12 protein-coding genes are annotated in these 13359 nt (G+C 67.1%); 9 read left to right on the forward strand and 3 right to left on the reverse strand.

Annotated features, from left to right (window positions below; translation table 11 throughout):
* Window positions 1-5: 5 nt before the first annotated feature.
* From DK26_RS15345 to DK26_RS15365, 5 genes are read left to right on the forward strand one after another with little or no spacing between them, the layout of a single operon-like run.
* Window positions 6-1442: a copper oxidase gene (locus DK26_RS15345; protein WP_066474146.1), complete on the forward strand. Its 1437-nt coding sequence runs from the start codon at window positions 6-8 to the stop codon at window positions 1440-1442.
* Between the two features lie 26 nt (window positions 1443-1468).
* Entirely contained in the window at window positions 1469-1957 is a 489-nt protein-coding gene (locus tag DK26_RS15350; protein WP_066474150.1) for a cupredoxin family protein, read from the forward strand.
* A 32-nt stretch (window positions 1958-1989) separates the two neighbouring features.
* Window positions 1990-2274, forward strand: a complete 285-nt coding sequence (locus DK26_RS15355; RefSeq protein WP_066474153.1) for a copper-binding protein — start codon at window positions 1990-1992, stop codon at window positions 2272-2274.
* A complete protein-coding gene (locus tag DK26_RS15360; protein ID WP_066474155.1) occupies window positions 2271-2549 on the forward strand; it encodes a hypothetical protein in 279 nt (92 codons plus the stop codon). Before DK26_RS15355 ends, DK26_RS15360 begins: the two co-directional genes overlap by 4 nt.
* 35 nt (window positions 2550-2584) lie before the next feature.
* The gene (locus DK26_RS15365; RefSeq protein ID WP_248309986.1) at window positions 2585-3034 is read left to right on the forward strand and encodes a DUF411 domain-containing protein; all 450 of its coding nucleotides are present in this window, start codon (window positions 2585-2587) and stop codon (window positions 3032-3034) included.
* A gap of 93 nt (window positions 3035-3127) precedes the next feature.
* Here the strand turns inward: DK26_RS15365 and DK26_RS15370 are convergent, their stop codons facing one another.
* Both DK26_RS15370 and DK26_RS15375 read right to left on the reverse strand, forming a co-directional pair.
* Complete coding sequence (locus DK26_RS15370) at window positions 3128-4417, reverse strand: amidase (protein WP_066474158.1); 1290 nt, start codon at window positions 4415-4417, stop codon at window positions 3128-3130.
* An 83-nt stretch (window positions 4418-4500) separates the two neighbouring features.
* On the reverse strand, window positions 4501-5448 hold the full coding sequence (locus DK26_RS15375) for a LysR family transcriptional regulator (protein ID WP_066474160.1): 948 nt from the start codon (window positions 5446-5448) through the stop codon (window positions 4501-4503).
* A gap of 127 nt (window positions 5449-5575) precedes the next feature.
* Between DK26_RS15375 and DK26_RS15380 the strand changes: the two genes are divergently transcribed.
* The 3 genes from DK26_RS15380 (at window position 5576) to DK26_RS15390 (ending at window position 10939) form a co-directional block, all read left to right on the forward strand.
* On the forward strand, window positions 5576-6412 hold the full coding sequence (locus tag DK26_RS15380; RefSeq protein WP_066474163.1) for an alpha/beta hydrolase fold domain-containing protein: 837 nt from the start codon (window positions 5576-5578) through the stop codon (window positions 6410-6412).
* Between the two features lie 48 nt (window positions 6413-6460).
* The gene (locus DK26_RS15385; RefSeq protein ID WP_066474166.1) at window positions 6461-7678 is read left to right on the forward strand and encodes an efflux RND transporter periplasmic adaptor subunit; all 1218 of its coding nucleotides are present in this window, start codon (window positions 6461-6463) and stop codon (window positions 7676-7678) included.
* Between the two features lie 78 nt (window positions 7679-7756).
* A complete protein-coding gene (locus DK26_RS15390) occupies window positions 7757-10939 on the forward strand; it encodes a multidrug efflux RND transporter permease subunit (RefSeq protein ID WP_066474179.1) in 3183 nt (1060 codons plus the stop codon).
* Window positions 10940-11075: 136 nt separating this feature from the next.
* Here DK26_RS15390 and DK26_RS15395 read toward each other — a convergent pair whose 3' ends face one another.
* A complete protein-coding gene (locus DK26_RS15395) occupies window positions 11076-11801 on the reverse strand; it encodes an outer membrane protein (protein WP_083533255.1) in 726 nt (241 codons plus the stop codon).
* A 468-nt stretch (window positions 11802-12269) separates the two neighbouring features.
* Here DK26_RS15395 and DK26_RS15400 point away from each other — a divergent pair, with 468 nt between their 5' ends.
* Window positions 12270-13106, forward strand: coding sequence for a DUF3108 domain-containing protein (locus DK26_RS15400; protein ID WP_282568040.1), 837 nt, complete (start codon window positions 12270-12272; stop codon window positions 13104-13106).
* Window positions 13107-13359: the final 253 nt, after the last annotated feature.

Genomic DNA, 13359 nt, shown 5'->3' on the forward strand with positions numbered 1-13359 from the left:
GCAACATGACCATCTCACGCAGAGGCTTCATCGGCACGTCCGGCCTCGTCGTCGCCGCGGCCGGCGCCGTCTCCGGCCGCACCGCCTTCGCTTCGGTGCCGGAGGCGCCGACCATGAAGGAGGCGACGACCCAGGCTCCTCTCACGCCGACCAGCGGGCCGGACTACCAGCCGGTCGCGACGCTCAACGGCTGGACCTTGCCCTGGCGCATGAACGGCGACTGGAAGGAGTTCCACGTCGTTGCCGAACCGGTCGAGCGCGAATTGTCGCCCGGCATGAAGGCCTATCTCTGGGGCTATAACGGTCAGTCGCCGGGGCCGACCATCGAGGCGGTCGAGGGCGACAAGGTTCGCATCTTCGTCACCAACAAGCTGCCGGAGAGCACCACGATCCACTGGCACGGCCAGCGCCTGCCCAACGGTATGGATGGTGTCGGCGGGCTGAACCAGCCGCATATCCCGGCCGGCAAGACCTTCGTCTACGAGTTCCAGCTACGGCGCTCGGGCACCTACATGTACCACCCGCATTCGGACGAGATGGTCCAGATGGCGATGGGCATGATGGGCTTCTTCGTCGTCCATCCCAGGGACCCGGCCTTCCGCCGCGTCGACCGCGACTTTGTCTTCCTGCTCAATGCCTTCGACATCGAACCCGGCTCCTATGTGCCGCGGGTCGCTGAGATGACCGATTTCAACATGTGGTGCTGGAACAGCCGCGTGTTCCCGGGCATCGACCCCTTCGTCGTCGGCAAGAACGACAAGGTCCGGGTTCGCTTCGGCAATCTGACGATGACCAACCACCCGATCCACATGCACGGCTACGAGTTCAAGGTGTCGTGCACGGATGGCGGCTGGGTCGATCCCGCTGCCGCCTGGGACGAGGTCTCGATCGACGTCGCCGTCGGCCAGATGCGCGCCTTCGATTTCGTCGCGGATGAGCTCGGCGACTGGGCAATCCATTGCCACAAATCGCATCACACGATGAATGCGATGGGCCATGACGTGAAGAACTATATCGGCGTCAGCAAGAAGGACCTCGCCAAGCGCATCGCCAGGATCGCCCCTGGCTACATGCCGATGGGTTCGAACGGCATGGGCGAGATGGGCGCGATGGAGATGCCCTTGCCCCAGAACACCCTGCCGATGATGACCGGCTTCGCGCAGTTCGGCCCGGTCGAGATGGGCGGCATGTTCTCCGTGGTGAAGGTCCGCGAGGGCCTGGCGAAGAACGACTACAAGGACCCGGGCTGGTTCAAGCACCCCGAGGGCACCGTCGCCTACGAATACAAGGGGCCGAAGCTCGCCGAAGCGCCGCGCACCGAGGGGCCCGACAGCGGCGCGCCCTCGGTCGACTGGCGCGTCAAGGACAAGCGCAAGCCCAGGCTCGGCCCGGACGGCAGGCCGCTCTCGGGCGCCAAGGCCGGCGGACATTCCAATCACTAAGGCGCAATCGCAAACGGAGCACGCCGATGAAGACGCAGATCAGATCCATCGCCCTCGGTGCTGTCGCGGCGCTGGTACTGTCGACGACGGCCTTCGCCGGACCCGGTGGAGCCGGCCACGGCCATGGCGACGAGACCGCCTATGGCAAGCCGGGCGATCCCAAGAAGCCGGCTCGCATCGTCCAGGTCTCGATGACCGAGCGCGACGGCAAGATGCTGTTCATCCCGGACCGGGTCGAGGTGCGCCGCGGCGAGCAGGTTCGCTTCCAGCTGCGCAACAATGGCGAGCTCGACCATGAGCTGGTCGTCGCGACGCTCGCCGAGAACCTCAAGCACGCCGTCGAGATGCAGAAGAATCCCGACATGGAGCATGACGACCCGAACGCCAAGCGCCTCGCCCCCAAGAAGACCGGCGAAATCCTCTGGCAGTTCACCAAGGCCGGCGAGTTCGATTTCTCCTGCCTGATCCCCGGCCATCGCGAGGCCGGCATGACCGGCAAGGTCATCGTCAAGTGAGCCGCCAGACAAAACCCGACAGGAGTTCTTCCATGCGTACCGCCATCACCGCCTTCGCCCTTGCCTCGCTGCTGGCCGTTCCGGCGCTGGCCCAGACCCCGGCGCTCGTCAACGGCACGGTCAAGAAGGTCGATACCGCTCAGGGCAAGCTCACCGTCGACCACGGCCCGATCAAGAACCTCGACATGGATGCCATGATGATGGTGTTCCGGGCCGGCGATCCCGACATGCTCAAGACCGTCAAGGCCGGCGACAAGATCAAGTTCACGGCCGAGCGCGTGAACGGCCAGATCACGGTCACGAAGATCCAGAAATGAGCCTCCGACGCGCCCTGGCGCTCGCCCGGCCGGCTTGCCTGGCTGCGGTGATCGCGCTGGGCGCGCCGCAGGCCGGCCTCGGCAGCGACGGGAACCTGCAGTCCGTGCTGCTCGAGGCCGGTTGCCCCCGTTTCCGGCTCGAGAAGCTGTTCGACCGGGATGGGGTGACGAGCTATCGTGCCAACTGCTTCGGCTCGGCGCACAAGGTCGTCATCGTCAGTTGCATCAAGGGCGTCTGCGTCCGTGAAGGGACGCAGGAAGAGCAGCCTGAATGAGGGCTGCGGCTTCGCCCGCCAGAAGGAGAGTTGGAATGCTTACGCGTCGTGGCCTGATCGCCGGAGCCCTTGCCTGCTCCGCGTCGCTGCCTCTCGCAGCCCAGGAGACGGCTCCGGTCGTTACCGTCTATCGCAGCGCCTCCTGCGGCTGCTGCGGCGCCTGGGTCGACCATATGAAGAAGGCCGGCTTCGAGACCAAGGTGGTGATGACCGAGGAGCTGGCGGCGCGCAAGCGCGAGTTCGGCGTGCCGGATGCCGCCGAATCCTGCCACACCGCGATGGTCGACGGCTATTTCGTCGAGGGGCACGTGCCGGCGGCCGATGTCCGCCGCCTGCTGCGCGAGCGGCCGCAGGCCCGCGGTCTCGCCGTGCCGGAGATGCCGGTCGGCTCGCCCGGCATGGAAGTCCCCGGCGTCAAGGCCGATCGCTACGACACCTGGCTGATCGCCAAGGACGGCTCCCACACGGTCTTCGCCAGCCACTGAGCTGGCGCCCGGACGCTGATCCGGGCAACCCTTGCTTACTGTCTCGCCGCGCGTCCCGCCTCGAACTGGCGCGGGGCGGGCGGCACGTGCGTTTCAGTGCCCGGCGGCTGCCGGCTCGATCAGCTTCGCGAGGTTGAGCAGACGCTGATCCTGCCCGGCAACGGCGCTCAGCATCAGCCCGCCCGAGAGCTTGTCGCCCAGCGGCATCGGCAGCGAGATCGAGCACAGGTCGAACAGGTTGCCGAAGGCGGCATTGCGCAGCATCAGCCGGTTGGCGGTAAAGAAGGCGTCGTCGCTGGCCTCCAGCGCGGCGATCGTCGGCGCCTCGATCGGCACGGTCGGGGCGAGGAAGCCGTCGAGCCCGTCGAGAAGGCTGGTGAGCTTGCCGATCAGCCTGCGGCGCGTCTGCATCGCCGCGATGTAGTCGGCGGCCTTGTAGGACGTGCCGAGCGAGATGCGCGCCGCGACGCGCCGGTCGAAAGCTTCCGGCTTGCTGGCGATGGCTTCGCGGTGCACGGCAGCGGCCTCGACGGCCACCAGCGGCACCGAATAGGCGGCCAGCATCTCCTGCCAGACGCCGTCGAAGTCCACCGGCTCGAGCGCGACGCCGAGGCGCCCGACGCGCTCGATCGCGGCCTCATAGGCCTCGACCACCGAGGGGGAAGCTTCGGCGAGGAAGCCGCCGCGAGCGACGCCGACGCGGAAGCGGCCGGGGTTGAGCCCCTCGGCAAGCGTGAAGGGGCGTCCAGTCAGCACCGACAGCAGCCGGGCGCAGCCGGCGACGTCCTTCGCCAGCGGGCCGATCACGTCGAGGCTCGGCGCCAGCGGGAAGCAGCCTTCGTCGGGAACCGAGCCATGGGTCGGCTTCATGCCGACGATGCCGTTGAGCGCCGCCGGAATCCGGCAGGAGCCGCCGGTGTCGGTGCCGACGGTCAGCTCCGATGAGCCCTGCGCCACCGAGACCGCCGCGCCGGAGGAGGAGCCGCCGGGAATGCGTTCCGCATCCAGCGCATTGCCGGGCGTGCCGAAGGTGGCGTTGAGGCCGAGCCCGGAGAAGGCGAACTCGCTCATATTGGTCTTGCCGATGATCACCGCGCCGGCTTGGCGCAGCCGGGCGACGATCGGCGCATCCTGCGCGGCGGGGGCCGCGCCCTTGAGCAGGCTGGAGCCGGCCCAGGTGGTCTCGCCGCCGACGTCGAACAGGTCCTTGATCGAGACGATCGTACCGTCGAGGGGGCTCAGCTTGAGCCCGGCAGCCCGGCGGGTGTCGGCCGCGTCGGCCTCGGCGCGCGCCGTTTCGATGAGAAGGCGGGTGAAGACGGGGCTGCCGTCGCCGATGCGGCCGAGGATGGATTCAAGCTGGTCGCGGACACTGCGTGACATGGATATCGACCTCGGTTCGGGCACCGCATGCGGCGGCGCTTCTGGTTAGCGCATTCCGTGGTCGAAGAAACCCCGCTCGGGGCTCAGGCGGCCTCGCCGCATGGGCCAGGCAGGGTGGAGCGGCGCTGTATCAGGTCGTCCCTGGCGAAGAGCTCGGCGAGCCAGTCGACGAAGACCCTGACCTTGTTGGAAAGGTGCCGGTTCGGCGGGTAGACGATGTGCAGCGGCTTGGGCGAGGTGCACCAGCCGGTGAGTAGCGGCACCAGCCGCCCGGCGGCGATGTGCTCCTGGGCCATGAAGGTCGGCACCTGCATCACGCCGAGGCCCGCGAGCCCGGCGGCGAGATAGCCTGTTCCCTCGTTCAGCGAGACGAGATAGTCGCCGCGGACCTCGATCGTTTCCTTATGCGTCGCGAAGGTGAAGGCCAGGGTGCGGCTCGTCCCGGCAGCGCGATAGCCGATCACCTTGTGCCCGGTTTCGAGGTCGCGCGGATGCTGCGGCGTGCCATGCCGGGCGAGGTAGTCCGGCGTCGCGCAGGTGACGAGCAGCATCTCGCCGACGCGCCGGGCGATCAGGCTCTGGTCCTGGATTTCGCCGGCGCGCACGGCCAGATCGAGATTCTCGCCGATCAGGTCGGCCGGGCGGTCGCCGAGGCCGATATCGATCTGGATCTCGGGATAGCGCGCCAGGAAGCCGGGCAGGGCGGGCAGGATCACATCGATCGCCAGGGGCGCGCTGACATCGAGGCGCAGGCGCCCGCTCGGCCGCGCCTGCGACGACGCCATGCTGGAATCGAGCTCGTCGATCTCGCTGAGCACGCGCAGGGCCCGCTCGTAATAGGCGGCGCCGTCCATGGTGACGGTGACGCGCCGCGTCGTGCGGTTGAGCAACTGCGCCCGCAAATGGCCTTCGAGCTGCTGGATCAGCTTGGTCACGGTCGGCTTGGGTAGGTCCAGCAGCTCCGCCGCACGGGTGAAGGTGCCGACCTCGACGACGCGCACGAAGGCGCGCATGGCGTTGAGCTGGTCCATCCGGGCCTCCTGGCTGATCTGGGTATTGTTTCCATACAGAAACAATGTGGGAGCGGATCGGCGGTTTATTGCGTCCGCACTATCTCCTAAATACTGACGGATCGCAATATTCGTCAGTCGTCACACCATGCTCGCTCCGTCCCTCCCGCAAAGCCGCTACCGCCGCGCCGTCTTTTGGCGCGATCAGGCCGTCAAGGCCGGGTCGCAGACGCTGTCCGGGCGGCTCTATGCCCCGGCCTCGGTGCCGGACAATGCCGGCCTCGTCCTGCATCTGCATGGCGGCACCTTTGACAGCGGCTCGCTCGCTTCCGGTGAGGCGGTCGCGACGACGCTGGCCGAAGCCGGTGCGATCGTGATCTCGCTGCCTTATCCGCTGGCGCCGGAAGCCCGCTTCCCGCAGGCGCTTGAGACAGCGTATGCGGCGCTCGAGAAGATCGCCCGCGACAAGGCGCGCTGGGTCGGCAAGCAGGCACCGCTCTATGTGGCGGGCGAGGAGGCCGGCGGCAACCTCGCCGCTGCCCTCGCCATGATGGCGCGCGACCGGCACGGACCGCCGCTCGCCGGGCAGATTCTGTTCTCGCCGATGCTCGACGCCTGCCTCGGCACCTACTCCTTCCGCCATGCCGAAGCCGGCCCGGTCGGTTGCCGCTGGGCCGATGGCTGGCACGCTTATCTCGGCTCGCCCGAAAAGGCCGCGCATCCCTATGCGACGCCGGCCAACGCGTCGCGCCTGTCCGGCCTGCCGCCGGCGCTGATCGTCAGCGCCGAGGACGACCTCCTGCGCGACGAGAGCGTCAGTTACGGGCTTCGTCTGCGGGCGGCCGGCGGCGATGCCACGGTCCATGTTCTCGACGCTCCCAGCCATTGGCCGCAGGCCCTCGCGGAGGCGCCGCGCGACGGCTCCTGTCTCTGTTCGGCCTGCCATCACATCAGCGAGTTCTTCTCGACGACTGCGCCTCTCTGAGAGGCTTCACTCCCGACACCGGATTTCAGCTTCAGGAAGGAATGACCCATGATTCTGGGAACGATCCGTCATGCCCTGTTGGGCACCGCATTGGCCGCCGGCGTCTCACTCGCGGCGCTCGCTATCGCCGTCCACGGCTCCGACAAGGCACAGGGCGACACCGCCCCGGCCGCGCCGCCGGCGACCCCGGTCTCCGTCGCGCTCGTCGAGCAGCGCAACCTCGTCAGCTGGGCCGAGTTCTCCGGCCGTCTCGAGGCGATCGAGCGCGTCGAGATCCGCTCGCGCGTCTCTGGCGTGGTCGAGCAGGTGCACTTCGCGCAGGGCGCGCTGGTCAAGCAGGGCGACCTGCTCGTCAGCATCGACCAGGCGCCCTATCAGGCCGAGTTCGAGCGCGCCCAGGCGCAGCTTCTCGCCGCCGAAGCCCGTGTCGCCCTCGCGGCCAACGAGCATGAGCGCGGCCAGAAGCTGATGTCGTCGCAGAACGTCTCGCAGCGCGATCTCGACACGCGGCTGAACGCGCTGCGCGAGGCGCAGGCCAATGAGCGCGCTGCCCGCGCCGCGCTGCAATCGGCGCGGCTCAACCTCGACTACACCCAGATCCGCGCCCCGATCGGCGGCCGCATCGGTAGGCTCGAGGTCACCGTCGGCAACCTCGTCGCCGCCGGCGCCAATGCGCCGCTGCTGACGACGTTGGTCTCGGTCGATCCGGTTTATGCCGGCTTCAATGCCGATGAGGGCTCGCTCCTCAAGGCGCTGGCTACCCTGCCGGTCGAGCCCGGCAACGCCCGCGATCTCAAGCGCATCCCGGTGCAGATGACGACTGCTACGAACGAGGCTGCGCCGATCTCCGGCCATCTCAACTTCGTCGACAACGGCATCGATGCCGCGACCGGCACGGTCCGCGTCCGGGCGATCTTCGACAACAAGGACGGCGCGCTGCTGCCCGGCCAGTTCGTGCGCCTGCGCATGGGTCAGGCCAGATCTGAGCCGGCCCTCGTCATCAACGAGCGCGCCGTCGGCACCGACCAGAACAAGAAGTTCGTCTTCGTCGTCGGCAAGGACCACAAGGCCCAGTGGCGCGAGGTCACGCTCGGCACCGCGGCTGAAGGGCTGCGCATCGTGACCAGCGGGCTCGAAGCCGGCGAGCAGATCGTCGTCAACGGCCTGCAGCGCATCCGGCCCGGCGCGACCGTCGCGCCCGAGCAGGTGCCGATGGCCGAGCGTTCCGAATTGAAGAAGCCCAAGACCGAGCTCGCGCAGCGCTAAGGCGCGCGAGCCTTCCATTTTCCGCCCCGCTGGCCGCTTCGGGACCGGCGGGGACGCCGCCTTGAAGGGGCACCCCCCATGAACCTCTCGAAGTTCTTCATCGACCGGCCGATCTTCGCCGGTGTCCTCTCCGTCCTCATCCTGATCGCCGGCCTGCTCTCGCTGCGCGTGCTGCCGATCTCGGAATATCCCGAGGTCGTGCCGCCGACCGTGGTGGTGCGGGCCCAGTATCCCGGCGCCAATCCGCGCGTCATCGCCGAGACCGTCGCGACGCCGATCGAGGAGCAGATCAACGGCGTCGAGGGCATGCTCTACATGTCGAGCCAGGCGACGACCGACGGCGTAATGACGCTGAACGTCACCTTCCGCCTCGGCACCGACCCGGACAAGGCCCAGCAGCTGGTCCAGAACCGCGTCTCCCAGGCCGAGCCGCGTCTGCCTGAGGAGGTGCGCCGGCTCGGCGTCACCACCATCAAGAGCTCACCCGACCTGACGATGGTGGTGCACATCACCTCGCCGAACGGCCGCTACGACATGACCTATCTGCGCAATTACGCCGTCCTCAACGTCAAGGACCGGCTGGCGCGCATCGACGGCGTCGGCCAGGTCCAGCTCTTCGGCTCCGGCGACTATTCGATGCGTGTCTGGCTCGACCCGCAGAAGGTCGCTGAGCACGGCCTCTCGCCCTCCGACATCGTCCGCGAGATCCGCGCCCAGAACGTCCAGGCCGCGGCCGGCGTCATCGGCGCCTCGCCGAGCGGGCCGGGGCTCGATCTGCAGCTTTCGGTCAATGCGCAAGGGCGCCTCGCCAGCGAGGAGGAGTTCGGCGAGATCATCGTCAAGACCGCCCCGAGCGGCGCCGTCGTGCGCCTGAAGGACGTCGCGCGCATCGAATTGGGCGCCGCCGACTACGCGCTGCGCTCGCTGCTCAACGGCAAGTCGGCCGTTGCGGTGCCGGTCTTCCAGGCGCCGAACTCGAACGCCATCGCCATCGCCGACCAGGTCCAGGCGACGATGCGCGAGATCAAGCAGAACATGCCGGAAGGCGTGGATTATTCGATCGTCTACGACACCACCCAGTTCGTCCGCGCTTCGATCAAGGCGGTGATCACGACGCTGCTCGAGGCCGTCGCGCTGGTCGTGCTTGTCGTCATCGTCTTCCTGCAGACCTGGCGCGCCTCGATCATCCCGCTCGCCGCCGTGCCGGTCTCGGTCGTTGGCACCTTCGCGGTGATGTATCTCTTCGGCTTCTCGATCAACGCGCTCTCGCTGTTCGGACTCGTTCTGGCGATCGGCATCGTCGTCGACGACGCCATCGTCGTGGTCGAGAATGTCGAGCGCAACATCGAGAACGGGCTTTCGCCGCGCCAGGCGACTTACAAGGCGATGCGCGAGGTCTCCGGCCCGATCATCGCGATCGCGCTCGTCCTCGTCGCGGTCTTCGTGCCGCTCGCCTTCATCAGCGGCCTGACCGGCCAGTTCTACCGCCAGTTCGCGCTGACCATTGCGATCTCGACGGTGATCTCGGCGATCAACTCGCTGACCCTGTCGCCGGCGCTCGCCGCGCTGCTGCTGCGCGGGCACGATGCGCCCAAGGACGCGCTGACCCGCTTTATGGACAAGCTGTTCGGCTGGTTCTTCCGCGGCTTCAACCGCTTCTTCAACCGTAGCTCCGAGGCCTATGGCGGCGGGGTGCGCCGCATCCTCGGCCGCAAGACGCTGATGATCGTGATCTATGTCGGCCTCGTCGCGCTGACTGGCGTGCTCTTCCGCGCCGTTCCGTCAGGCTTCGTACCGGGCCAGGACAAGCAGTATCTCGTCGGCTTCGCCCAGCTCCCCGACGCGGCGACGCTCGACCGTACCGAGGACGTCATCCGCAAGATGGACGAGATCGCCCTGAAGCATCCTGGCGTCGAGAACGCGATCTCCTTCCCCGGCCTGTCGATCAACGGCTTCACCAACTCGTCGAACGCCGGCATCGTCTTCGTGGCCCTAAAGCCCTTCGACCAGCGCAAGACGCCGGAGCTCTCCGGCAACGCCATCGCCATGCAGCTCAACAAGGAGTTCGCCGGCATCAAGGAGGCGTTCATCGCGATGTTCCCGCCGCCGCCCGTCCAGGGGCTGGGCACCATCGGCGGCTTCAAGCTGCAGATCGAGGACCGCGCTGGCCTCGGCTATAAGGCGCTCGACGAGGCGACCAAGGCCTTCATGGCCAAGGCCGCGGCGGCGCCCGAACTCGCCGGCATGTTCTCGAGCTTCCAGGTCAGCGTGCCGCAGCTCTATGCCGACATCGACCGCACCAAGGCACGTCAGCTCGGCGTTCCCGTCACCGATGTCTTCGAGACGCTGCAGATCTATCTCGGCTCGTCCTATGTGAACGACTTCAATAAGTTCGGCCGCACCTACACGGTGCGCGTCCAGGCCGATGCGCCCTTCCGCGCCTATCAGGAGGATATCGGCAAGCTCAAGGTCCGCTCGAATTCGGGCGAGATGGTGCCGCTCTCGGCCGTGCTCAATGTGCGCACCGATGCCGGCCCCGAACGTGCGATGCGCTATAACGGCTTCCTCAGCGCCGACATTAATGCCGGCCCGGCCCCGGGCTATTCCTCAGGGCAGGCGCAGGACGCCGTCACCCGCATCGCCGCCGAGACCCTGCCCAAGGGTTTCGCCTTCGAATGGACCGAGCTGACCTATCAGGAGATCCTGGCCGGCAATTCCGCGCTGCTCGTCTTCCCGGTCGCGATCCTGCTCGTCTTCCTGGTGCTGGCGGCGCAGTATGAGAGCCTGACCCTGCCGGTGGCGATCCTGCTGATCATCCCGATGGGCCTGCTCGCGGCGATGGCCGGCGTCTGGTGGAGCGGTGGCGACAACAACGTCTTCACCCAGATCGGCCTCGTCGTCCTCGTCGGACTATCCGCCAAGAACGCCATCCTGATCGTCGAATTCGCGCGCGAGCTCGAATTCGAGGGCAGGACGCCGGTCGAGGCCGCGATCGAGGCCAGCCGCCTGCGCCTGCGGCCGATCCTGATGACCTCGCTCGCTTTCATCATGGGCGTGGTCCCGCTGGTCATCTCGACCGGGGCGGGTGCCGAGATGCGCCAGGCCATGGGTATCGCGGTCTTCGCCGGGATGATCGGCGTCACCGCCTTCGGCATCTTCCTGACGCCTGTCTTCTACGTGCTGATGCGCAAGCTTTCGGGGAACAAGCCGCTGCGGCAGCATGGAGATGAGGAGAGGGAGGAGCTTGCCGAGGCGGCGTAAGCAGTGGCCGGCAGGGTCGCCGCTTGCGCGATCCTGCCGGCGTCTGGCCTTGCCGATTGGGGTCGAGGCGAAATAGCGGGCTGCAGGACGCGTGAAAGCAGCCCGGCCGCCGGCCGGGCTGTTTTTATCTTTCAGCTCACCACTTGTAGTTGATGCCTACCCGGACGAGGCCGGCTCCGCTGCTGTTATCCGTCGTCGCGGTATAGGTACCGGCCGGAAGCGCCCCGCCTGGCGCGTTGACGAAGAACCTCGACTTCCTGCCCTCGCTCGTATCGAGGTAGAGACCTTCGAGTTTGACCGACCAGTTGTTGGTAAAGGCGTATTCGACGCCGCCGCCGATCGTCCAACCCACATTGCTCGTGTTGTTGCCCGTCAGCGGGTTGCTGTTCAGGCCGCCATAGGCCAGGCCGCCCGTAATATAGATCAGCGTGCGGTCGAACGCGTAGCCGAGGCGAGCGCGAACGGTTCCAAGATAGCCGCCGTCATCCTCTCCCCTGCCGCGCCACCAGTCGTAAGGGCCCCAGGCAACGCGACCGCCGATATCGACGTACTGAATGTCCGTCTCCAGACCATATACGATCGCGCCGGATTGCCAGTTATAGCCGATCTGCCCTCCGCCGACGAAGGACCCATCGCCGCCGCCGCCTGACACAATGCCGGACGAGGCAGCCGTAGGCCCGGTGACGATCACGTTGCGGGAATTGGCCCACCCAACACCTGCGTTCACACCCACGTAGAAGCCCGTCCATGTGAAAACGGGCACATACACGGGAGGCGCCTGTCGGACTGGAAGATCAGCCGAATAGGCTGAACTGGCGATACCGCTAGCAAGGACGACAGCGGCGATGAGCTTTATGCGCATAGTGTCTCCTCCGGCTTGCTTGTTGCGACGTGCGATACTTGCAGCTCAAAAATAAAAAACCCTCGTGAACGCACCGCTAATACCCTGCGTTCGACGGGAGTGCGCGGGTAGTGAAATCGTACGTCGAACCGGTACTTCACGCTCTTTTGATCGTTCTAGGCAGGCGCGACCTGCTCAGCGGCACCCGGCACGATTGATGGGGCCGCCCCGATTCAGTGGCGTACCTGGCCGTGCCCCGACTCCGGGAGCGCCGCGCCCCGTCGCGCCTTCGTGCATGGCGGTGGTCTCTTCGTCCGCGCTACAACGGCGCATCGCCTCGGCCATGGCCCTGTAACATTGGCCGATTACGCGGAGGGAAGGGGACCAGCCGGTCCTGTGCGGGATGATGCGGATGCTCGGGCGCGACTTCGACAGCGACGACGCCGAGGGACCGCGTGCCTCCTGCTCGGCGACGGCGATGATGCCTGAGTGCGGCGGGAGGGCAGGCCCTTGACCGGCATCGCATCGAGAGGGGCCCATTCCGGGGTCTTCGCGGCAGGCGTCCTGATTGCCGGCGCGTTCGCTTGCGCCGCGCCCTCGGCTGCCTTGGCGCGCGAGATGCGCCTTCGCTACGATGTCACGGTGCTGGGCGGGGTTTCGCTCGGCGAGATCGAGATGAAGGCGATGCTGGACCGCAGCGGCTATCGCATCGAGATCCGCTCGCGGCCCTCCCGGGCGGCCCAGCTCGTCGGGGCTTCCGAGCAATCCGGCAGGGTGGAAGGCCGCTGGGGCCGCAACGGTCCCGAGCCACGGCTCTACACCGCGAACGGCTCATGGCGCGGCCGGACCTATGTCAGCGAACTGCTCTATCAGCGCGGCTTGCCGACGATCCGGCGCCAGGAGCCGTCGAACGAGGACCGCGAGGCCGTCCCGCCCGAACTGATCCGCGGCACGGTCGACTCGCTCTCCGGCGTCGCGGGGATGCTGAAGAAGGTGGCGGAAACCGAAGCCTGCGACGGCTCGACGGCGATCTATGACGGGCGCCGCCGCTCGGTCGCAGTCATGACCTCCTCGGCCAAGGTGCAACTGGCTGACCAGGGGCCCTTGAATGGCCGCGCGCTGAATTGCGGCTTCACCGTGCGGACGATCGCCGGTTTCCGGCATGAGGATGATCGCGAGGCGGCGATGCGGCCGCTCAAGGGCTCGGTCCTGATCGCGCTGCGCGAGGGCGGCGCGTTTCCGCTACCCTTGCGCTTCGAGGTCGAGACGCGTTGGTTCGGCACGGTCGCGGTCCAGCTTGCAGGGCCGCCTGTCGCAGCCGACTGAGCGCCGGCGATCGGTCGATTGGATTGGCCCGCTTCCTTATCCGGCGGCGTATCTTTGCAGGGCCCCGCAGCCCTTGCGCTGAAGTGTGCTGCGGCGCCCCCTGTCGGCGTTAAGTGAATAACCGATTAAAATTCTACGATCCTCTTGCCTTACCAAAGGAAGGCTGGAAAAGGGTGTAGGGCTCGCGGCGTTATCGGCATGGATACGCCGTAGGGACATTGATTAAGTTTGCGTCGGGCGAGTCGTTGCGTGG

The organism is Allobosea sp. WAO, from assembly GCF_001509835.1.
In the GTDB taxonomy this organism is placed as follows: Bacteria; Pseudomonadota; Alphaproteobacteria; order Rhizobiales; family Beijerinckiaceae; genus Allobosea.

Bases quoted from the DNA above. Each gene is read 5' to 3' on its own strand.
- DK26_RS15345 (WP_066474146.1), top strand. From the start codon at position 6: ATGACCATCTCACGCAGAGGCTTCATCGGCACGTCCGGCCTCGTCGTC.
- DK26_RS15350 (WP_066474150.1), top strand. From the start codon at position 1,469: ATGAAGACGCAGATCAGATCCATCGCCCTCGGTGCTGTCGCGGCGCTG.
- DK26_RS15355 (WP_066474153.1), top strand. From the start codon at position 1,990: ATGCGTACCGCCATCACCGCCTTCGCCCTTGCCTCGCTGCTGGCCGTT.
- DK26_RS15360 (WP_066474155.1), top strand. From the start codon at position 2,271: ATGAGCCTCCGACGCGCCCTGGCGCTCGCCCGGCCGGCTTGCCTGGCT.
- DK26_RS15365 (WP_248309986.1), top strand. From the start codon at position 2,585: ATGCTTACGCGTCGTGGCCTGATCGCCGGAGCCCTTGCCTGCTCCGCG.
- DK26_RS15370 (WP_066474158.1), bottom strand. From the start codon at position 4,417: ATGTCACGCAGTGTCCGCGACCAGCTTGAATCCATCCTCGGCCGCATC.
- DK26_RS15375 (WP_066474160.1), bottom strand. From the start codon at position 5,448: ATGGACCAGCTCAACGCCATGCGCGCCTTCGTGCGCGTCGTCGAGGTC.
- DK26_RS15380 (WP_066474163.1), top strand. From the start codon at position 5,576: ATGCTCGCTCCGTCCCTCCCGCAAAGCCGCTACCGCCGCGCCGTCTTT.
- DK26_RS15385 (WP_066474166.1), top strand. From the start codon at position 6,461: ATGATTCTGGGAACGATCCGTCATGCCCTGTTGGGCACCGCATTGGCC.
- DK26_RS15390 (WP_066474179.1), top strand. From the start codon at position 7,757: ATGAACCTCTCGAAGTTCTTCATCGACCGGCCGATCTTCGCCGGTGTC.
- DK26_RS15395 (WP_083533255.1), bottom strand. From the start codon at position 11,801: ATGCGCATAAAGCTCATCGCCGCTGTCGTCCTTGCTAGCGGTATCGCC.